At 61.4% G+C, this 21,020-nt stretch carries 19 protein-coding genes; 13 read left to right on the top strand and 6 right to left on the bottom strand.

Annotated elements, in window-relative coordinates; genetic code table 11:
- Positions 1-12: 12 nt before the first annotated feature.
- Both V2B23_RS09350 and V2B23_RS09345 read right to left on the bottom strand, forming a co-directional pair.
- Positions 13-1,236 (bottom strand): tyrosine-type recombinase/integrase, encoded by a 1,224-nt coding sequence (locus V2B23_RS09350; protein WP_430950087.1) that lies wholly within the window; start codon positions 1,234-1,236, stop codon positions 13-15.
- Entirely contained in the window at positions 1,223-1,852 is a 630-nt protein-coding gene (locus V2B23_RS09345; protein WP_430950086.1) for a helix-turn-helix domain-containing protein, read from the bottom strand. The genes V2B23_RS09350 and V2B23_RS09345 overlap by 14 nt, the downstream gene beginning before the upstream one ends.
- Before the next feature lie 166 nt (positions 1,853-2,018).
- Between V2B23_RS09345 and V2B23_RS09340 the strand changes: the two genes are divergently transcribed.
- Positions 2,019-2,198: a helix-turn-helix domain-containing protein gene (locus V2B23_RS09340; protein ID WP_430950085.1), complete on the top strand. Its 180-nt coding sequence runs from the start codon at positions 2,019-2,021 to the stop codon at positions 2,196-2,198.
- Positions 2,195-3,919: an AAA family ATPase gene (locus tag V2B23_RS09335; RefSeq protein WP_430950084.1), complete on the top strand. Its 1,725-nt coding sequence runs from the start codon at positions 2,195-2,197 to the stop codon at positions 3,917-3,919. Before V2B23_RS09340 ends, V2B23_RS09335 begins: the two co-directional genes overlap by 4 nt.
- Positions 3,920-4,696: 777 nt before the next feature.
- On the opposite strand, the gene V2B23_RS09330 is transcribed toward V2B23_RS09335, so the two are convergent.
- Positions 4,697-5,503, bottom strand: coding sequence for a hypothetical protein (locus tag V2B23_RS09330; RefSeq protein WP_430950083.1), 807 nt, complete (start codon positions 5,501-5,503; stop codon positions 4,697-4,699).
- Positions 5,504-5,782: 279 nt separating this feature from the next.
- Here V2B23_RS09330 and V2B23_RS09325 point away from each other — a divergent pair, with 279 nt between their 5' ends.
- A complete protein-coding gene (locus V2B23_RS09325) occupies positions 5,783-7,249 on the top strand; it encodes a hypothetical protein (RefSeq protein WP_430950082.1) in 1,467 nt (488 codons plus the stop codon).
- Positions 7,250-8,041: 792 nt separating this feature from the next.
- On the opposite strand, the gene V2B23_RS09320 is transcribed toward V2B23_RS09325, so the two are convergent.
- Complete coding sequence (locus V2B23_RS09320) at positions 8,042-8,446, bottom strand: YbaB/EbfC family nucleoid-associated protein (RefSeq protein ID WP_430950081.1); 405 nt, start codon at positions 8,444-8,446, stop codon at positions 8,042-8,044.
- A 481-nt stretch (positions 8,447-8,927) separates the two neighbouring features.
- On the opposite strand from V2B23_RS09320, the gene V2B23_RS09315 reads away from it, so the two are divergent.
- From V2B23_RS09315 to V2B23_RS09295, 5 genes are all read left to right on the top strand, one after another.
- Positions 8,928-9,602, top strand: coding sequence for a response regulator transcription factor (locus V2B23_RS09315; protein ID WP_430950080.1), 675 nt, complete (start codon positions 8,928-8,930; stop codon positions 9,600-9,602).
- A gap of 185 nt (positions 9,603-9,787) precedes the next feature.
- Positions 9,788-10,348 (top strand): TIGR03086 family metal-binding protein, encoded by a 561-nt coding sequence (locus V2B23_RS09310; protein ID WP_430950079.1) that lies wholly within the window; start codon positions 9,788-9,790, stop codon positions 10,346-10,348.
- Between the two features lie 52 nt (positions 10,349-10,400).
- On the top strand, positions 10,401-11,006 hold the full coding sequence (locus tag V2B23_RS09305; RefSeq protein ID WP_430950078.1) for a TetR/AcrR family transcriptional regulator: 606 nt from the start codon (positions 10,401-10,403) through the stop codon (positions 11,004-11,006).
- Between the two features lies 1 nt (position 11,007).
- Positions 11,008-11,937 (top strand): tRNA glutamyl-Q(34) synthetase GluQRS, encoded by a 930-nt coding sequence (gene gluQRS, locus V2B23_RS09300; RefSeq protein WP_430950077.1) that lies wholly within the window; start codon positions 11,008-11,010, stop codon positions 11,935-11,937.
- 178 nt (positions 11,938-12,115) lie between these two features.
- The gene (locus V2B23_RS09295; RefSeq protein ID WP_430950076.1) at positions 12,116-12,907 is read left to right on the top strand and encodes an EAL domain-containing protein; all 792 of its coding nucleotides are present in this window, start codon (positions 12,116-12,118) and stop codon (positions 12,905-12,907) included.
- Here the strand turns inward: V2B23_RS09295 and V2B23_RS09290 are convergent.
- A complete protein-coding gene (locus V2B23_RS09290) occupies positions 12,904-13,482 on the bottom strand; it encodes a DUF4190 domain-containing protein (RefSeq protein ID WP_430950075.1) in 579 nt (192 codons plus the stop codon). The genes V2B23_RS09295 and V2B23_RS09290 overlap by 4 nt on opposite strands.
- A 156-nt stretch (positions 13,483-13,638) precedes the next feature.
- On the opposite strand from V2B23_RS09290, the gene V2B23_RS09285 reads away from it, so the two are divergent.
- Positions 13,639-14,451, top strand: a complete 813-nt coding sequence (locus tag V2B23_RS09285) for an RDD family protein (RefSeq protein WP_430950074.1) — start codon at positions 13,639-13,641, stop codon at positions 14,449-14,451.
- A 122-nt stretch (positions 14,452-14,573) separates the two neighbouring features.
- A complete protein-coding gene (locus tag V2B23_RS09280) occupies positions 14,574-15,299 on the top strand; it encodes a queuosine precursor transporter (protein WP_430950073.1) in 726 nt (241 codons plus the stop codon).
- Here the strand turns inward: V2B23_RS09280 and tgt are convergent.
- A complete protein-coding gene (gene tgt / locus V2B23_RS09275; RefSeq protein ID WP_430950072.1) occupies positions 15,290-16,579 on the bottom strand; it encodes a tRNA guanosine(34) transglycosylase Tgt in 1,290 nt (429 codons plus the stop codon). The genes V2B23_RS09280 and tgt overlap by 10 nt on opposite strands.
- A 197-nt stretch (positions 16,580-16,776) precedes the next feature.
- Here tgt and V2B23_RS09270 point away from each other — a divergent pair, with 197 nt between their 5' ends.
- From V2B23_RS09270 to V2B23_RS09260, 3 genes are all read left to right on the top strand, one after another.
- On the top strand, positions 16,777-17,559 hold the full coding sequence (locus V2B23_RS09270) for an enoyl-CoA hydratase/isomerase family protein (RefSeq protein WP_430950071.1): 783 nt from the start codon (positions 16,777-16,779) through the stop codon (positions 17,557-17,559).
- A gap of 25 nt (positions 17,560-17,584) precedes the next feature.
- Complete coding sequence (locus V2B23_RS09265; RefSeq protein ID WP_430950070.1) at positions 17,585-18,556, top strand: ABC transporter substrate-binding protein; 972 nt, start codon at positions 17,585-17,587, stop codon at positions 18,554-18,556.
- Positions 18,557-18,675: 119 nt separating this feature from the next.
- Positions 18,676-21,012, top strand: coding sequence for a CoA transferase (locus tag V2B23_RS09260; protein WP_430950069.1), 2,337 nt, complete (start codon positions 18,676-18,678; stop codon positions 21,010-21,012).
- Positions 21,013-21,020: the final 8 nt, after the last annotated feature.

Here is a 21,020-nt window from a genome sequence, read left to right as displayed (position 1 = left end):
TGTTCAGGACCCCTAATTGCCAGCAATGGCCGCAGCCAGAAGATCTGCCGCAGACCGCTGCATCGTCGGCGTCACGTGGCTGTAGATGTTCATGGTCGTGCTGATCGTGGAGTGGCCGAGGCGCTCCTGAACCACCTTCGGGTTCACCCCCAGCTCAAGCAGGATCGTGGCGTGCGTGTGGCGTAGCCCATGAAGGGTGACAACAGGCAGCGCCTCTGCCCCAAGCGCGGCACGGGCATTGGCCACTCGGGTACGCCACCGCCGCGACACCTCGTTAGGGCTGCGCGTGCCGCCCGACAGATTCCCGAACACATAGGCGTCGGCGCGCACCAAGTCGAGCGAGACCCCGCCAAGCTGGCCCCGCCACGACCGCAGGACCGCCACGGTGTTCGGATCGATGTCGACGACCCGCGCGCCGCCGGTCTTAGTCAGCTTCACCACGTCGCGCTGCGTTGTGTCCAGCGCCCGCCGAACACTCACCCTGCCGCCGGTCAGGTCCACGTCCCGCCACCGGAGGGCCAGCGCCTCACTCCGCCGCAGGCCGGTGTGCGCGACGGTGTGCCACAGCGAAAACAGGTTGTCCCCGTGCTCGTCGCGGTCCCAGGCCAGGAACGCCGCCAGCTGGGCGGCCGACCACGTGACCATCTCGGTCTGTTGGGCCTTGACCTGGCGGCCGGTCGGAGCCTTGACGATCCCCCGCTTGCGGGCGGGGTTCGTGAGGATCAACCCATCGGCCCGGGCCGCCTCGAACATTGCCCCAAGTAGCACGTGCACCTTGCTTACGGTGTTCGCCGACAAGCCCTTTCCCACGCCCGCTCGGTCCCGCCTACCCGAGGCCAACAGTTCCTGGTAGTGCCGCGCCAGACGCGTGGCGGTCACCTTGTCCACCCCGAGGTTCCCGAGCTGCGGCGCTACGTGGTTCCTCGCCAGCCGACGGTATCCAGCGATTGTGGACGCCTCCAGAGACAGGCCGTCTATCCAACGGCCGGCATACTCGGCCACCGTCGGCATCGTCCGCGCGAACGTCAGCCGCGCTGCCACCTTGCGCTTAGCCTCGGTGAGGGCATCGTCCGCATCCGCAGCCGTCAGATAGCCACCCTTGCCAGTCTGCCGCTCCCCCTCGTCTGGATTCTCGGGATCCACCGGCACCCGCAACTGCCACCGCCACCGGGTGCCGGCCTTGGTCTCGTACTTGGTGATCGACCCTTTGCCGGTGCGTCGCTTACCCTTCGCCATTGCCGCCACCCTCGTCGTTCTTCGGCAGGACAAGGCCACGCCGCGTCATGTCGCGCCGGAGGTCGCCCAGCTCCGCCGAGGTCGCGGCCAACATGAGCTTGTAGCGCTCCACACCGTCCGCCGTGCTGACATGGTCGGCCATCCATCGCCTGATCGTGCGCAACTCTCCGAGGTACTGGCTGTGCCTCCTGTACGACGCCAGGGTCGCGTACGCCTCCGACTCGGCGTCGTCCTGAGGACCTCGCCGCTGGTTCGCACCAACCAGTGGAGGCCGCTCACCGTTCCACCATTGAGCAGCCTCCCAGGTCTCGACCTGTCGGTCCGGCAATGCTTCGACTGCGCTTTCGGCACCGAGCGGGAACACCAGCATGGCCGGAGGGACCCGTAGCGCCTCGGCAAGGACCAGCACGTCCGCAACCGTCACGGTGCCTCGTCTGCCGCTCTCCAGGTTCGCTATCACCGACCGCTTGACCTCATGTCCCAGTTCGGCTGTCAGGTCAGCCAACGTCTGGGCGCTGATCGGCCACTCGTCCCGCTCCCGTAGGCGTTTGACCTGGCCGCCGACCTGGGCCGCCACCCGCTCCGCCCAGGTGTCCCCCTCATTCTTTGTTGCCATGTCGAGAAACAATATTCCGCCCTTCTTGACACTCCAAGCATCATTCGGTACTTATCACTTCATGAAACAACATAGAGCTACTTTTGATTCCTCAGAGCACAACAGCGGCCCTGGCTTCGCCGCCCCGACGGCCCACGGCCTGTCTGCCCTGCGAGGATCCGACCGAGTGGCGCTCACGCGCACCGAAGTCGCCGCGCTGTTTGGGGTAGACGCCCGCACCGTGTCACGGGCGATCGACGACGGCACGATTCCGAGCGTTCGTCTCGGTCGGCGTGTGTTCGTCCCACGCGTTCGGTTGCTCGACTTACTCACGCAGGCCCAGGCACATGCCCCGGCGGACCAGTGAGAGCGCCCTCATCGTCGGCGGTGACCGCGTTCGAGCGTGTCCGGGACGCGTTCACGGCGACCGGCCTGGCGTTCGTCGAAAGCGGATCCGGTCGCGCGAGTGCGCAGGCCCCCGGCCACAGCGAACGGGACCGCTCGGTCAGCGTCCGAGACGTCGGCGCCCAGGTCCTCATCCACTCGCACTCCGACCCCACCGAGGACGTGCTCGATGCACTCGGGCTTACCTTGGCCGACCTGTTCGACAGCCCGAAAGGCGTTGCGTACGAGTACCGCGACGGGCGCACCGTCCACCGGTCGCCCAACAAACGATTTCGCCAGACCGGCAATACGAACGGCACGGCCTGCCTCTACCGTCTCGACAGAATCGTTGACGCACACACCATCTACTTGGCTGAGGGCGAGAAGGACGTGCACGCGCTCGAAACCGAAGGTGTGGCGGCCACGTGCACGCCGCAGGGGGCAGGCAAGGCCAACCTGTGCGATCTCACCCCCTTGCACGGCAAGCACGTGGTGATCGTGCAGGACAAGGACGACCCCGGTCGGCGGCATGCCGCCCAGGTGGTCGAACTGCTCAGCGGCCGCGCCCGGTCGGTATCCATCGTGGAGGCAAAGTCCGGCAAGGATGCCGCCGACCACATTGCGGCCGGCCACCTGGTCACCGACTTCGTCGAGGTCGCCCGTTTACGTCCTGGCCGTGAACTCGTCGCCACCCCGGCATCTCAGGTGGAGGCTCGGCGGGTGCGGTGGCTGTTCGACGCCTGGCTGATCCTCGGCGGCCTCAACCTGCTGGCCGGTCGCGAAGGCCTCGGCAAGTCCACCCTTGCCGTTTGGCTGGCGGCCAGCGTCACCCGTGGGTCCCTCAAAGGCGAGTTGTACGGGACGCCCCGGAATGTGATCTACCTGTGCACTGAGGACGACCCCGGCTATACCGTCCGCCCACGCCTGCAAGCTGCCGACGCCAACCTGGACCGTGTGCAGTTCGTCAACGTCCGGACCGATGGTGGAGAAGCAGACGGCACGGTCAGTCTCCCCGGTGACCTCCGAGAACTCGAACGCCTCATCGCTGAGCATGATGTCGCGCTCGTCGTGCTCGATGCGGCAACCTCCGTCATGGATAGCCGAATTGACGGCCACGACGACCGTAAGGTCCGCCAGTTCCTGGAACCACTCAACCGCTCGGCTGCGCGACTCGACTACTGCGTCCTCGGCATCTGCCACTTCGGAAAGAAGGACAGCAACGACACCGGCAAGCTGATTCTCGGGTCACTGGCGTGGTCGCAGGTGCCCCGCTCGGTCCTCGCCGTAGCAAAGCGCCCAAACACAGACGAACTCGTCATCACCAACACCAAGTCCAACCTTGCCCCCGAGACGCCCTCGGCATCGGTCCGGATCGTGCCGGCGCTAGTTGAAACACTGGACGGTCCAACGAGCGTTGGCCGGATCGAGTGGGGTGGCGAGACAACCGACGACGCCCGCGACCTGCTCGCTTCCAGCGACGAGGACGACGACCGCGAAGGCGTGGCGGCTTGGCTGCACGACTTTCTCGAAGAGCAGGGTCTAGCGCCCGCGAAGGATGTCAAAGACGCCGCCCGCAAGGTCGGCTACTCCGAGCGCGTGGTGCAGCGAACCGCGAAACGACTCCGCGTCATCTATCACCACCGAGGGTTCCCCCGCACCACCCATTGGTCACTGCCCGACTTCCAGACACCAGATAGCCCATGAGTCAGCCAACCCAACTGGCAGCAATGGGCGAAGTGCCGGAAGGCTCCGGGCCGTGAAGCGATTTGCGCTCGCGCGTCAGGCCATTCCCGTACCGGACAGGCGCGGACGCGGCGACAATACGGCCCAGGCACTCCAGCTCCCCGGCGGAATACGCGCTATGGCAGCGCGACCTGCTGGGCCGCGCGCAGACCTGCGGCAACTCCCCAAGCCGAGAAAGCGCTTGGCGCCCTTGACATCCGAGATAGGCTCTAAGTCGAGCACCGGAGGCGCGCAGACTATTACGCAGAGGCGCCATTCTTTGTCAGTGCTTGATGCGCGCGGGCGCGCGCTCTGCGGCCTTCGTACCTCGGCCTCGCGCCTGACATCGAATGCCCTTGATACACAATGCGGCTCACCAATGCCCCCCCCCAGAGATGCGCACGTATTCACTGCGTGTCTCAAAACATGCAACTCGGCCAACGGGTTTTTTGAGAACCGACCCCTCAGGAAGCCCAGCGCTCTTCCAGTTTCCCTTACTGGGACAAATCAAAGGGGGTCGAAATAAGGCCAGAGGTAAGACCAGCAACCTCTCGATGCCGCCCAATTTCACTCGATGCCGCCCAATTTCCAGGCAGATCAAGAAGGGCAAACATGGCGCACTTAGCGGCCAGTTGTCGGCTGAGTCCATTTACGAAAAAACAGGTTCCATAACCTTGCCAGCCTCAGCGCCGACGTTCGCGTACGCATCGAACCTATCGAATTACAGCGCAAATGACCCGAAACACGCCCACACCGCACTTATCCCAACCCGGTCGATGTTCCCAACTCTTCCACCCTACGCAGCAGTTGCTGAACACCCGGCATAAATTGAGTCAGGGTGTGAACCATCTGATAGCTGTTATCTTCGAACTTGAAATAGGGAATCAAATTCAGCCCCCCGCTCAGCGTAAGCTTGTACAGCGGATAATCGCTTTCGATGATAACCATGAGGCCACCTTCTGAGATTGAGACACTAGAAGCACGAATACGTATTGAGTCCTCGGTAAATTCCGGATGTTCGGTAGTGAAGGTGAAAGGACTTAGCCCATCCTGCGACGCAAGGTCCATCACTAGCGGTTCCCGGTGTTTATCTGCAATATCGAACTGGTGAATAAGCCACATAGCACTCTGCGCCAGCGGGGCGTCCAATTTATACGGCTGCACCTCCAGCAGGGCGGTTATCATATCGCCCGAGAGGTAGGATCCAGTTCTATTCTTCCAGCTTGTGAACGCTTTGCCCGTGTCGCACACCGGGAAATAGATATTCTTGTGTTCGACCTCAAGTTCATCGGGGCACGTGCTGACAATATATTTGTACATCCAGATATCAAGAGCTGACCGCAGATTATGAATCGTATCGCCGAGGATTACAGACCAGTCGGCCACCCTGGGCGGAGACGAGACGGCGAGCCGAAGTCTGCCGATCCTAAGATCATCGGATTGATCAATAATTAGTTCTGTATCCTCCTTGACCCATTTCGAGATGTTCTCACGCAGTTCAATACCATGCTTCGCGGCACGCGTGAACTTAGCCACAATGATGGGGTCATCAGCTATCAGGGTCATGCTTTCAAAATATCATTCAGTTAGATGGGGCTCTTCGCTGAGCGCGGCCGGCGAGACCTAGAGATCGAGAGTCATTCCGCTAGCCGCGCCTACCAGATTCTGGCGGCAACACGCTTCGTCCCTTCCTGGCAAGGCCGACCTTGTGCTGCGATGTGTTCGGGTCATCAACGGCATCCCAGAGCCTCAGCCTGGGTTCGGTGTTCGCGCTCCAACACACCAGGATCCGGCCCGTTCTCAAACAAGCACACCCTTGCCTAAGACGACCGCTACCGTTGGCCCATGACTGCCATAAGCACCGTGGCGCGATGGCGCCGAGTACTCGAGAACGTCCGCGATTTTCAGAACTTGACGATGCCGCAGGCGCTCGAAGGTTTACGAATTCAGCACCACAATACGCAGTACAATAGGCGGTTCGCTTATACAATCTTCTCCCTCCCATTTTCGTATGCCTGGATGAACTCGCGTCCAGAAGAAGGATCCGATTTGTACAAAGCGTTGGAACCGGTCAACACCGCCATCACGGGTTTGGATCCATCTCTAGACCCCGTGGCCCAAATCGGAACCATGCTTGAAGCGGTCGAAAAAGCTGACTTAACACTAAAGGGGCTTATCCAGGAACCCGAGTTGGCCACCGTGACCGGCCTCGTGAGTGAGCTGAAAAGAACTGTGAAGGTCTCTATGCTCGCTGCTCTGCTGGGACCCCACGGAACTGTCGAACTTTCTCACACCGAGTGGGAAAAACGTTTGAACGGGGTAACGGAGAGTCTGCGGGATAGAGGAAATGAGCCAAACCCTCGCTGGGTTGACTTATCGGTCGAGCCAATCAGCGTTGTCACCAATCCGAGCGATACGACGGTCAGTATCGAAGAAGTCGTCGCCGCCTCACACCCCGGGTTTCAGTCAATGATCTCTGCGTTCCAAGGGCAATCACTTCGACCTCGGCCGCTCGAGGTTCAGAAGCAGTTCGGAGCTCAGTGGATAAGTTACGTCCATTCCCAGTGGGATGACCACTACCGGAAGGAGATTGCGAAGCTCCAGGGCTGCGATTTCCGCGACTACCAGCACGATTTCTTCGGTGACCTTGGGAAGATCCGTAACGACTTCATTCACCACGCAGGCGTCGCAACAAAGAAGTCGGCCGGCTGCAGGATTCTCCCCTGGTTCGAGGCCGGCGAAGATATGTTCTTGACGCCGAAAATGTACCTCGATGTACTAAATCTCTGGCCATGGGATTACATCGCCAATCGGCCGGAGCCTCTCAAAGGGAGTGACCGTGGCTCCTTCAAGGGGAGCGCCCCAAATTCGCTGCTTGCCGAGGTTGAACAGCGAGCAGCGAGCTTGGGTGTACCCAATAATTCCGTCATTGAACAGGCATTATCGTCGTGGATGACTTCGCATCCATTGGATGCGCTCGATCCGATAGGCTCAGATCTCACCCAACGAGAGGGCACGATGGCCGACAGCAAGATTTGGGAACGCACCGACAACGAGGGTTTCGCCAACATTCAGCGCGTGATGTCCAATCGCGGATATTTTGAGACCGCTGGCCGCGGCGACGAGACCGACGCCATCGCCGCGGCTGATCTCGCAGCCGGGACAGGGACGTACGTCTTCCCCGACGATGGTGATGAGACCAAGCGGTTCAAGGTCGAGGAGCTTGTGCAACCGCCCTTTGACAACAAGCCCGTTCGCATCTTGTCGGCTGAAGCACCGCCGTTTGGTGAGTGGGTCGAGGTCACTGTGTAGCGCTCCCCCTGCGCGCACACCGGAGAGGCACCCGATTGCTGGGTGCCTCTCCTGCGTTGGGGCAGGCCAACGGATGCCCGGTCAATAGTTGGCCGAACCCTCAAGCACTTCTTGGCGTAGGCACCGGCCGAGTGGAGCGTGACGAGGGTGAACCCGGATAGCCCGTGCCGCGGCATGCGGGGTTGCGCCCCAGTTGCGCCTGATCCTCGAAGCGGTCGCGCCTGTCACGGGCGAGCATCGACGCAAGTCGAGGCCAGTGCCGACACTCGCGCCGGTCACGCCATGCAAACCGGCGCGAGGCCGCATTCTGCGTACGGATATGTCCCCACGCTCCCAATCCGGCTTGCAACTGCCACGTCCAGTGTGCGCGTACAGTCACCGGGTCCGTCCGCCCGCGCCACGCGCCACGCGTGGCGCGAATGTCGCCACTAGGCGCGATTGGGCTAGACCTGCGCCGATGAGTGGCGCAATTGCGAAGTGCGGTGTGGCGCGACTGAGCCAGCGTTGTTGGCGAGGTTCTGGTCTGGGTCACCCGAGCCCAATCGCAGGTTGGCGAATTTCATGCAACGGGATATGCAACACCGTCGACGTGTCTCCAAGTATCTAGGTGTCGCTCGGCATTGAACCAGCGTGTTACACCGCAGGTGGAGAGCAATTCGACGTATCTGCGAGATCCCGCATGTTGACTTGCCCTCAGGGGTTCAAATCCCCTATCCTCCGCCAAAAGAACCCCCTGTGAACTGCTGAGAAGCGGTTCACAGGGGGTTCTTTTTTTGCCAGAGTTCAGGCACGTCACATGAACGAACCGCCGCCGAAAGGTGGGTCGTCGTCGACCGGTGCACGGTTCACTCGTCGCAGCACTCGAGTTTCGGGTGCGGCCGGCACCTGATCGAACGCCTCCATTGCCCTGGCGACGCGAGAGTCGCGAAGGAGCGGCGCGCGTAGTTCCTGCGCGGCCTCCGCTGCTGCCGCGCAAGCGGTTCGGTGGGACGCTGTGATCGCGGCGGAGAGTGCAGCGTGGCCGGCCCGGAGGCAACTCTCGGTCAGTTGTAGGTCAGTGATCGTGCCGTACGCGTCGACCTCGATGCTGACTGCACCACCTCCAGCATCTGCGCGGGCGCGAACCTTCCCGACCTCGGCGTCGACTTGGCGAGCGAGGACAGTCAACTCGGGAAACGAGGACGCGGGCCCGGTCATGGTTGATCGATCTGCACGGGCGCGTTCGGATGATCCGATGCTTCGGGTCGGGGGAAACACGGCGACGACCCGGTCAGGCCCGCTCCGCGTGGATGCTCGTCGAAGACCATCCGATATCCATCCGGCAAAATGGTTTCGGTGCTCATCGTGTCCCCGGCGGAGTCGTAATCCGGCGGGAATCGGGTCACCGGCCCTCGCGGCGGCCGGGCCGCTAGCCGACTCGGGCATTGCCGCTGCCGCGTCAGCGAGAATTGCAGTACTTCGTTCCCCACCTGAGCCCCCCGGTTACGTATCGACGTGCGAAAAGGCAGCGTAGCAGCGCATTGCCTGGAACCCTGGGTCGTTCTTGTTTGCGAGTTTCCCGCTCCGCGCGCCCGAAGTGGCCCGGTCGATAGTGATCTGCGACACTGACGGAAGTCGGTATTGACGGGTTGTCGGTATTGACGGGTTACCGAGACGAGCAGCAACAGGGCGGCACTACATGAGCGTGATTCTCGCGGCGACGGATCAGCCTGCGCTAGCGGAGACCTTCGGCGTCGAACTCGAGCGCGTCGGCCACACCGTTCATCTGTTCGCCTCCGGACGAAACAGCCTCGACGCACTCGGTACCGACAGCTTCGACGTTGCCGTTCTCGATCTTTCACTCCCGGACATCGACGGCTTCGAGGTTGCCCGCCAAATCCGGCTCCGCAGCGAGATTCCGATCATCATGATCGTCGAATCCCCCGAGGACATCGACGACGCACCACCACAAGTCGCGTCGGATTTCGCCATCAACACCCTCGACGCTCGCAGCCTCGATTCTCGGATAACGGGCCTCCTCCGCAGCACACCCGCCCCACAGACGGACAAGCGAGAGTGCCACGGAGAGTTGACGATCGATCGCCGATCGATGACCGCCACCATCCGCCGTCGACGCCTCGACCTCACGCGAACCGAATTGCGCCTGCTCCTCGAAATGTCGATGCACCCCGGCCACGTCCACTCGCGAACTCAGCTCCTCGCAAAGGTGTGGGGCGAAACGAATTCAACCAAGACTCGCGCCGTCGACGCCAATATTCAAAGTCTGCGGTCGAAAATCGAATCCGACCCGGCCAATCCCAAGTACATCAAGACAGTGCGCGGATTCGGATACAGGTTCGGTCCGATCGACTGACAAGAACGATCGGAAACCACGGTGTCGGTAGCTCTGGCTAGGCTCGCGAAATGAAGCTGGTATCTGCGAGAACTACTGCGTAGTGAAGCTCCCGACTGGCACGGCCCCAGCGACTGTGGTCACGTTCTCGGAAGATGTCCGAATAATCAATCGCCGCCCCGACCCCATCCTGAAGAATCAGGGCCATGACTACAGCCGATATCTCCCCCGCAGATCGCTACCGTGACCTCGCCGCCGGCTTCACCCAGCGCATCGATGCAGTACCCGAGGACCAGTGGGACAACAACTCTCCCTGCGAAGGGTGGACGGCGCGCGACGTGGTCCGGCACGTGATCGACAGCGAACGCGACATGGTCAAGGTCGTCGGCCTCGAACTGGCGCCAGGACCGTCCGTCGACGACAATCCGTCCGCTGCCTGGGCAGCAGTGCGCGATTCGATGCAGGAGATTCTCGACGATCCCGAAAAGTCGACCCTCGAATACGACGGGCATTTCGGCCGAACCAACCTCGGAGCCACCGTCGACGGTTTTCTGTGCTTCGATCTGGTCATTCACGGCTGGGATCTTGCAGCCGCGACGGGCACCGACACTTCCATTCCGGAAAAGGACGTGGAGTGGGTGTCGCAGATTGCTGCCGGCCTCGGTGATTCGATTCGCATGGCAGGGGTGTGCGGCCCCGAGATCGCCGTTGCCGATGATGCGGACAAGGCAACCAAACTCCTCGCATATCTCGGCAGGGCCGTCTGAAAAACCACCCCTGACGTGCAGATTGCTTCGATACGCGGGTAATGTCCGTCGCATGCCTGAACGTCGGAAATCAGCCACCAACCCGGACTTGCTGGCCACGGCACTTTTCGATGTTGCCGCCGAATCAGGACTCGAGAATGCGAGTGTGCGCGAGGTGGCAAAGCGCGCCGACGTCTCGATCGGCGCCGTGCAGCACCACTTCTCGACCAAGGACGAGATGCTCACATTCGCTCTGCGCACCCTGGCGGAGCGAATGCTGGGCCGCCTCACCCAATCCCCAGCCGGAACCGACCCACACGTTGTGCTGTTCCAAGCTTTGTCACAACTGCTTCCCCTCGACCAGCAGCGCACACGCGAAGCACACGTCCTTGCCGCATTTGCCATCCGCGCTGTCACCAGCGAATCGTTGGCGGAAATTCGGCGGACGATGCTGTTCACCATTCGCACCGGCATCTGCGCAGTTCTGATCGGAATCAGATTGCCTGAAGCTGAAACCCGCGCAGCGCTTCTCCTCGCAACCGTCGACGGACTGGCGCTGGACGCGATAGGCAATCCCGGCATGTATCCGCCGCACTATCTCGAGTACGCCTTGGAGAGTCAGATAAAGCTCACCCTCCACGACATGGAAATTCCCGCCGCTCGTGGATCCAGGGCCTGACGTGCCAGGAGCAGGACGATTTGCACCGAGCCCTTCCGGCGATCTGCATCTGGGAAACCTTCGCACTGCCCTCCTTGCCTGGCTGTTTGCCCGGACCACCGGTCGCGACTTTCTCATTCGCGTCGAAGATCTGGATCGTGTGCGGCCAGGCGCCATGGAACGTCAACTGAGTGACCTGCGCGCGCTGGGCCTCGACTGGGACGGTGACGTCGTCAAACAGTCCGACCGACTGCCGCGGTACGCAGACGCGATCACGTCACTGACCGATCGCGGGCTGACGTACCCGTGCTTCTGTACCCGCAAGGAAATTCAGCAGGCCCCCTCCGCGCCACACGCCCCGGACGGCGCCTACCCCGGAACGTGCCGGAATCTCACTCCTTCCGAGCAAGCCGACAAGCTGGCCTCCGGCCGAAAGCCCGCGCTGCGCCTGCGCGCCGAGACGACGTCATTTACTGTGCGAGATATGTTGCACGGCAAAGTATCCGGAATGGTTGACGATGTGGTGCTACTCCGCGGCGACGGGGTTCCCGCATACAACTTGGCAGTCGTCGTCGACGACGGCGCTCAGAACGTCGATCAGGTTGTACGCGGCGACGACCTCCTTACATCAGCACCGCGACAGGCCTACCTGGCAACACTCCTCGCCATTACACCGCCGATCTACGCCCATGTCCCCCTCGCACTTAATTCCGAAGGCAAGCGTCTCGCCAAACGGGACGGGGCGGTCACGCTCTCCGATCAACGCGACCTCGGCCGAACCCCACCCCAAGTTCTGACTCTGATTGCGTCGAGCATCGGATTGTCTGAACCTGGCGAAGTAGTTTCACCGACGGAACTAGCTGATCGCTTCGATCCACAGAAGGTTCCGGGCGACCCCTGGATCTTCACATCTGTCGATCCCTTGGATCCCGCCAAGAGATCCAGACAATAGTTAATCATTGGCAATTGCCGCTGAGTGAAGTACCGTTTCGGCATAGGTGCAGGGAACCAGGACGAGGAGCCCTGGGCAGGTTACAAGCGGGGCTTGCCCTCGACATGACCAAAGCACCCGCTGGAGGGCAACCGCGCGGCAGTGCGGTGGGGCGGGAACAGAACGAAAAGGAATCCGCATGGTTCGCGAGCTTCGCGAGGCACTCGACGACCATCAATTCGAAGTGCTGTACCAACCCCAGGTACACCTGGAAACCTCGACTATTACCGGCTACGAAGCCCTCCTTCGCTGGCGCCATCCCCTTCGTGGAGTCATCGAACCGCAAGATTTCATGCGATCTGCTGAATTGTCCGGCTTGATCATTCCCATCGGATTGCAAACCCTCGACTTGATCTGCGCGCACATCTCCCACTGGGATGATCAGTTGAATATCGCGGTGAATTTCTCGCCACGCCAACTGTCGACCGACAATGCTGCCCGAGAAATAATCGACACCCTGGACCGCTCCGGCACACCGCACAACAAAGTCATCGTAGAAGTCACCGAACTCGGCGTCGTCGGCCAGAATGCCGCCGCCACGCTGGCGACACTGCACAAAGAAGGCATCCGGATAGCACTCGACGATTTCGGAGCCGGCTTTGCGTCCTTTGCGGCTCTGTCGGAACTGCCACTCGATATCCTGAAGATCGACCAGAGCCTCACCTGGGCTCTCAGCGACACGCAGCACTCGTCCGAGCGGGCATTCATCGTGATGGAGACCATCGCCGCGATCGCCGTCAAACTCGGAATGGAGTCCATCGCCGAAGGCGTCGAGACTGCCGAACAAGCAGCAGCCGTCACTCGCGCAGGATGCACCACAGGCCAGGGTTACTATTTCGGCAAACCACTCCCCGCCGACGCTCACACCACAGCAATTCAGGAACCGCCGCTCGCAGTCGCATCACCTGCGCAGCATCGACGCTGGCGTTAGACGGAACCAACCGCCGCGACAAAGATCACGAATATCACCCACATGGCGATAACCGAGGCACCGACGGCAATACCTGCAATCGCGAGCCCACGACCCTGTTGGCCTGTTTGTTTAATCTGATTGAGCGCGACGACGCCCAGAATTATCGCGACAATCGCGCCGAGTCCGTAAAAGCAGCCACCCACAATTGCCGTCACCAACGACGCTATTGCAAGCCCGTTCGTTCCCGCTGATTGCACGTACCCACCGAATTGGCCGGGAGGTCCGTACTGCGGTGGCTGTTGGTACTGCTGGTACTGCGGTGGTTGTTGGTATTGCGGTTGTTGGTATTGCGGTTGTTGGTATTGCGGTTGTTGATACTGCGCTGGTGGCTCTGGGGTCGGGGTGTACGACGGCGGTGGATAACCCGGGTACTGCTCGGTTGGCGATGGTGTCGCCGGAATCTCCCAATACGACTGCTGTTTTCCCGCAGATTCTCCGGAACCTTCCTGCGGGAGGCTGGGAACCTCGCCATATCCGGGTTCAGGCACGTATTTATCGGGAGATATCTCGCCGTTCTCCCCGGAACTCGTCATGAAACGCAGCCTAAACCACAGATGACATCGACACACGAGGGCCTAAGTGACACCAACATCTATCGCTTAAGGCGGTTAAGGTCGTAATCAGTGTCACACTCGAATGCTGTGGCTGGCTTGAACGCTTCGACGCGCATTCACGACTGAGGGGAAACAATGACGACCGGCGGTTACGACCCCAACAAGAATCCGAACGACGGAAACCAATCACCACAAGATCCGTACAGCCAGCCGCAATCACCGCCGCCAGGTAGCTACCCACCGCCCGTCACACCTCCCGGTGGCGGCTACCAGCCGACGGGGGGCTCCCCCGCCGGGCCACCCCCGGGGAATTACCCGCCTCCCGGTGGATACCCGCCCCCGCAGGGCAACTACCCACCCCCGCAGGGCAACTACCCACCCCCGCAGGGCAACTACCCACCGCCGCAGGGGAACTACCCGCCTCCCGGTGGATATCCGCCGCCGCCTCAGGGCGGGAACTTTCCGCCGCCACCGCAGTTCAATGATCAGGGCGCTTACGGTGGATCGACGCGACTGCCTTCCGGTGCCCAGCCGGGTGACCTGTGGTTGCGCCTCGCTGCCCGCATCATCGACGGCATCATCGTCGGCATCGTCGCGGCAATTCTCGCAGTCCTGGTCAGTGACGCGGACAGCTTGATTCTGATCTCCGGGCTGTTCTCGGGAATCCTGACCTTCGCGTACTTCGTAGGAATGGAAGTAACGCAGGGCTGGACGCTGGGCAAGAAGATGCTCGGTCTCTCGGTGCATGGACCTGCCGGCGCTCCCAAGCCCACACCGCAGCAGTCTGCGATCCGAAATGCATTCACACTGCTGTCGATCATTCCGATCATCGGCGGTCTCCTCGCGTTTATCGCGTACATCGTCATCGCGGTGACCATCAACAACAGCCCCACCAAACAGGGCAAGCACGACCAACTGGCCGGTGGCACCCAGGTAGTCAAGGGATAACTCCGAGCCCTCGCGAAAGCCCGGCAGTTCCTCATGGAATTGACGGGCTTTCTGCTGTGTTCTGGGCAACTGGACGGTCGCCAACTCGCTTGGAGACACCCTGAGATGCTTGGATTGCGGACGTGACAGCTCAGGATCAGCAAGACTCATCGACTCAAGAGACCAAATTTGCGCACGTCAGCCTCGGTTATTACCCGACGATCGTCGCGCTGTTCACCGCAACACTGCTGATCTCGAATGTGGCGGCGACCAAGGGGGTCGCCTTCTTCGCGGATTCCGACTTCTCTCTCGGGCCCTTGCAGATTCTGCCCGTCATCACCGACGGTGGCTTCTTCCTCTTCCCACTCGCGTACGTCCTCGGTGACGTCCTCAGTGAGGTCTACGGCTTCAAAGCAACCCGGCGCGCGATCTACCTCGGATTCGGCGCACTGATTCTTGCTGCCGCGTGTTTCTGGATCGCTGTGCAACTGCCGTCGGCGGCCTTCTACGAGAACCAGGCCGCCCTCGAAACCGTCGTCGGTGTCATTCCCCGACTCCTGGTCGCCGGCTTGGCCGCCTACCTCGTCGGACAGCTGCTGAACTCCCTGGTCCTGGTCATGATGAAGAAGCGCATGCAGGAGAAGCACCTGTGGGCGCGTCTCATCGGCTCGACCGTCGTCGGTGAATTCGCCGACACACTTATCTTCTGCTCCATCGCGGCCGGCGTCATCGGCATCAGCACATGGGAAGACTTCATCAACTACGTGTTGGTCGGCTTCCTGTGGAAAACACTTGTCGAGATTCTGGTCATGCCGATCACCTACCGCGTCATCGCCTACGTGAAGAAGCGCGAACCGACTTACGCCTGAGTCTGCGGGGCCTTCGGGCCGTAGAACTTTCCGAGCATGTCCGCCTTGAAGTCGTGGAAGTACCCGCCTTCGATGCTGGCTCGAATGTCGTCGACCAACTTCACCGTGAATCGCTCGTTGTGGATGGTGCAGAGCGTCGACGCCAGCATTTCCTTCGCCTTGAAGAGGTGATGGATGTACGCGCGGGTGTAGTTAGCGCAGGTGTAGCAGTCGCACTCGTCGTCGATAGGTGTGAAATCACGACGGAATCGGCTGGTGTTGATGTTGAACCGACCGGAGCGCACGTAGATCGCGGCATTGCGCGCAACACGGGACGGATTGACGCAGTCGAAGGTGTCTGCGCCGTTCTCGATTGCGACGAAAAAATCGTCCGGTTCGCTGATTCCAAGCATGTGACGCGGCTTGTGCTCGGGCAGTTCCTCGTTGCACCAACGCACAATCGTGCCGAGGTTCTGCTTCTCCAAGGCACCGCCGATGCCGTAGCCGTCGAAGCCGTACCCGTTCTCGCCTTCGATCGACTCGAGGCCGCGGCAAGCCTGACGACGCAGATCCTCGTACTGCGCGCCTTGGATCACGCCGAAGAGCGCCTGATAGGGCTTGTCGGCGCGTTCGGCGGTGAGCTTCTCATGCTCGTTGATGCAGCGAATCGCCCACGCCTGCGTGCGCTCGACCGATCGCTCCTGGTAGCCGCGCGTATTGAGCAGCGTAGTGAGTTCGTCGAACGCGAACATGATGTCGGCGCCGAGCTGATGCTGAATCTGCATCGACACCTCAGGGGTGAACCGATGCTTGCTGCCGTCGAGGTGCGATTTGAACGTAACGCCCTCGTCGTCGACCGTCGCAAGACGCTCTTTGCCCTTCGCGATCACGTCGTCGGACTGCACGCCGACGGCTTCCATCGCGAGTACCTTCTTGAACCCGACGCCAAGCGACATCACCTGGAAGCCGCCACTGTCCGTGAAGGTGGGTCCGTCCCAGTTCATGAATTTGCCCAGGCCACCGGCCTCGTCGACGATGTCGGCACCCGGCTGCAAATACAGGTGGTACGCATTTGCGAGAACCGATTGCGTGCCCAATTCCTTGATCGACTCGGGGAGCACAGCCTTGACCGTCGCCTTGGTCCCGACCACCACAAACGACGGCGTCGCGATATCACCGTGCGGAGTGTGGATGGTGCCGGTTCGTCCGAGCCGGTCCTCGATTCGGGTCCCCATCGTGAAAATCGACTCGGGACGCTTGTCGACGGTGGGCGCGGGCTGGGTCGGAACTGCAGAATTCACGGACTCAATCCTGTCACAGGATCAAAAATCGCCGTGATCACGGCAGAACGCGCAGCAACCGCATCGATCTTCGATCCACCCCTGGTCTACTGACCGAACCCGAGCTGTATCGCCGCACAAGAGTCCCACTCCATACTTCCCCCAGGCATTCTCCGGCTCGACCGGTGTCCACCTCCAACCCGCTGACAGGAGCTCACTTGACGAGACAGACCTACAAGTTCGTCACCGTCGACGTCACAGACTCGATCGCCACCGTGACCATCGACAAACCTCCCGCCAATGCGTTCAATCCCAGCCTGATCGCCGAACTGCTGGAGCTACTGCCGGTACTGGCGGCGGATCAGAGGGTCCGCGCCATAGTCATGACGGGCACTGGCCGGTTTTTCGTCGCCGGCGCGGATATCACCGTGATGCGTGAGCTGACCGAAGAAACTCAGCGCGCGATGCGCCCGTGGGTCGAGGTACAGCGGATCCTGGAGACAGCTCCCAAACCCGTTATCGCGAAGATCAACGGGCACGCACTCGGTGGCGGCGCCGAACTAACGTTGGCCTGCGACTTCCGCGTTATGGCACAGTCCGCGACCATCGGCTTCCCCGAGATCGGTCTCGGTCTCTTTCCGGGGGCGGGTGGCAGCCAACGGCTTCCGCGCCTCATCGGCGCACACCGAGCTAAAGTGCTCATGATCGAAGGCAATCGACTGAGCGCCGAGCGCGCCCACGACATCGGCCTGGTCGATACCGTCGTTGCAGACGAAGACCTCGATGCACACTGCGCTGACCTTGCTCGCGAACTCGCGTCGAAACCCACTGCCACCATCGGAATGATCAAACGCATTGTCGACGAAGGAATGTCGTTCCCGCTCGATCAGGCGCTGGACGTCGAATTCGACGCAGTACTCGAACTGATCAAGACGGACGACGCCGCCGAGGGACTTCAGTCATTCCTCGACAAGCGGTCCCCCATCTTCACCGGACGCTGAAACACACTTTTACCGAGAGGTCATCATGCTCAACAGATTTCAGAAGAAATGGGTGGGCACGATTGCTGCCGTCGCCGCCCTGACAATCGCTGTCAGCGGATGCACCCGCCCCGCTACCGACAACTCCGCGGAATCTGGTGGCCTGGTACGCATCGCTGTTGGTGTCGATCCGTCGTACGCTCCGATCTTCCTGGCAGACCACGAGGGCATGTTCGAGGCCGCCGGTCTCGACGTCCAGGTCATCCAGACGGAAGGTGGAGCAGCGGGCGCTCAGAACGTTGTAGCCGGAACGTCGGAGCTATCCGGCAATGCCGACTCGACAGCGCTGTCCGTCATGGCTGCCAACCCGAGCTTGCGGGCTCTGGGCGTATTCCAGGAATCCGACCGGTACTTCCAGGTTGTGCTGAGGAATGGGGTCGAACCCAAGTCGATCAAGACCATGGGCGTCTTCCCCGGCATCGGTCTCTACTTCACAAACCAGTACCTGGCCAGCCTCGGCATCGACCCGGCGACGGTCACATTGGTGAGCACAAGTCCGCCCGAGCAGCCCGCTTTGCTGGCGCGCGGTGACATCGACGGCTTCCTGTCCTTCGACCCATGGGTAACGCAGAGTGTGAATACGGGTGGACGCGTTGTCGCCACGACTGGCGATTTCGGCGCCAAGTACGCGCAATGGATCATCGCTTCGGACAACTGGCTGTCTGCGAACGAAGAAGCCGCAGCAAAGGTCTTCAAGGTCATCTCGGAAGCATCCGCAATCGTGAACTCGGATCCGGATCGGGCCGCAACCGCAATTGCCGCGGCTATCCAGATGGACCCGGCCGAGGCCGCAGACCGAGTGGCCCAAATCGATTTCGGCGGACGCGGATTCACCGATGACGACGTGGAGCGAGCAAACGAACTTGTTGCATTCTTCCGCGAGCAGGGCAAAATTTCCGCGGACATCGATCCGTCGGCTGTCCTTCTCTCGGGATGGGTCGAGCAGAACGTCGCCTGAGCGGCGAGTGAGAACGGGTCCGGTGGGCAGACCGAAATCATGTCGCCTACCGGGCCCGAGAACTACGTTCGACACCAGTCGGTTCGGCGATATCGTTCGATTGAAACGGAGTAGTTGTGGTGCATCCCCCGGTACGGGTCGTAGAGATTTCCAGTCCGTTTGCGCGATTCGCCGGACGTATCCTCGTCGGACTGGGTTTCGAGGTCATTCTGGTAGAACTACCCACCGGTGACCCCAGTCGCGCCGAGTCCCAGGGTGATTCGTACCTGCATTGGCATGCGGGCAAGAAGTCGGTGGTTCTCGATCCGGGCGACAGCAATGATCGCCTCACCTTCGACGCACTACTTCACAGTGCCGATGTCCTGCTCGACGGTAGTGCGAACGGCGCTCTGACTGACAATCGAGGCTCCCTCGTGCACGTTCGGGTGACACCGTTCGGGACATCGGGTCCGCGAAGTGATTGGCAGGCAACAAACCTGACCGTGGCGGCACTCGGTGGGATGATGGCCCAGGTCGGCGATCCCGAGCACCCCCCGCTCCTGCTCCCCGAACTCCAGGCTGAGCAGCTCGCCGGAATCAACGCAGCAATCGGCGTGCTGCTCGGACTGCGTTCTCGATCCACGGGCCAGAACCCGTTGCTGGAGATCAGTGCTCAGGAATGTGTTGCCGCCGCGCTCGAAGCGGGCACTCTTGCCTACATTCACGAGGACCGCGTCCCTGCGCGTCCGGGCCGCGTACATCCGCTCGTTCCGCACGGACTGTTCCAGGCTGCCGACGGTTATGTCGGTGGCGGCCTCGGCGGTAGCCCCCGCATGTGGGACGGCATGCTGGCATGGCTGATCGAAAACGACGCCCAGGACGATCTCGACCAACCCGAGTGGTCCGACGCGGTCTACCGAAAGACGCATCAGGAACACATCTTCGACGTTCTGTCAGCCTTCATCTCGAAGTGGCCGAAGGAAGAATTTGCAGTCAGTGCCCAGTCTCGCAAGTTGCCATGGGCAGCGGTCGACCGGCCCGAAGAACTGCTGCGCAACCCACAACTCAACGACCGGGACTTCTTCACCGACGTGACCGGTGATCACGGAACCTACCGCGATCTCGGGTTCGGCTTCGCTTTCCCCGAAGGCCGGCGCATCGGAACGCTGGAGGCTGCTCGGTTGGGTCAGCATCAGGAACTCTTGTCTACCAGCACGTCTGTAGTAGTGCATGAAACCCAGGAGTTCAGTGACACTGGCGCGCTCAGCCTCGAGGGTGTCCGCGTACTGGATCTCACGTGGGTGCTGGCCGGCCCGTACGGCACCCGAATCCTCGCCGACCACGGCGCCGAGGTCATCAAGGTCGAATCGATCGGACGGCCGGATCCGACTCGCTTTGCACCGTTCATGCATCTGTCGCGTGGGCCTCACGACAATCCGAACACCAGCGGGTACTTCAATGACGTCAACCGGAACAAGCGCAGCATCACACTCGATACCCGATCCACCGAGGGTCTTTCGGTCCTGCGTGACCTGATCAGGAAATCCGATGTCGTGGTCGAGAATTTCAGCTCGTCGGTCATGGACAAGATGGGGCTCGGTTACGAACAGTTGCGCGAACTCAACCCGGACATCATCTACGTGTCTATGTCCGGGATGGGCCACACCGGCCCTCGCAAGGACTGGGTCTCGTACGCCGACATCGTTTCTGCAAGTACCGGATTGACCTCGCTGACCGGCTGGAACGCCGATGACGTTGTCGGGGTCATCTACGGGCATGGCGACATAGTTGCCGGACTGCAAGCAGCAGTCGCGGCGCTGGCGGCGCTCGACTACCGCGACCGGACAGGTCGTGGCCAGCACGTGGACCTGTCACAACTCGAAGCCATGGCAGCGCACATGGGTACCAGCGTTCTCCGAGCGGCTCGGGCACAGTCCCCAGATCCGATCGGCAACAGCCATCCCGAACTGGCACCGCACGGTGTGTACCCGTGCCTCGGCAGCGACCGGTGGTGCTCGATTGCCATCCGCAACACGACCGAATGGAATGCGTTGTGCCGCATCATCGGAGCGGAGCAATGGATCGACAATCCCGAGTTCAGGAGCGTGGAGGCTCGCCAAGCCAACCTCGAACGTATCGACGACGCGATCGCCGACTGGACCCGGACTCTTCCTCCCGAAAACGTGATGGAGCGCCTGCAATCGGCGGGTATCGCAGCCGGCGCCATCCAGGACGGACGTGACTTGGTCGACGGTGATCCGCATCTACGGGCACGCAATTTCTATTCCGCACAAGAACACCCCCTCGCGGGAACCTTCCTCCACGAGGGCATCCCTGTTCGCAGCAGCTCCGAACCCGGCTCGATTCGACGTGCCGCACCGGTACTGGGCGCAGACACCGACGACGTCCTGAAGTCCGTCCTCGGCTACAGCGACGAACGGATCACCGGACTTCGCGACCAGTCGATCCTGTCCTGACCGCACTC

It is taken from the genome of Rhodococcus sp. 24CO, from assembly GCF_050586165.1.
GTDB lineage: Bacteria > Actinomycetota > Actinomycetes > Mycobacteriales > Mycobacteriaceae > Rhodococcus_F.
This window is presented reverse-complemented; position numbering and strand designations above follow the sequence as displayed.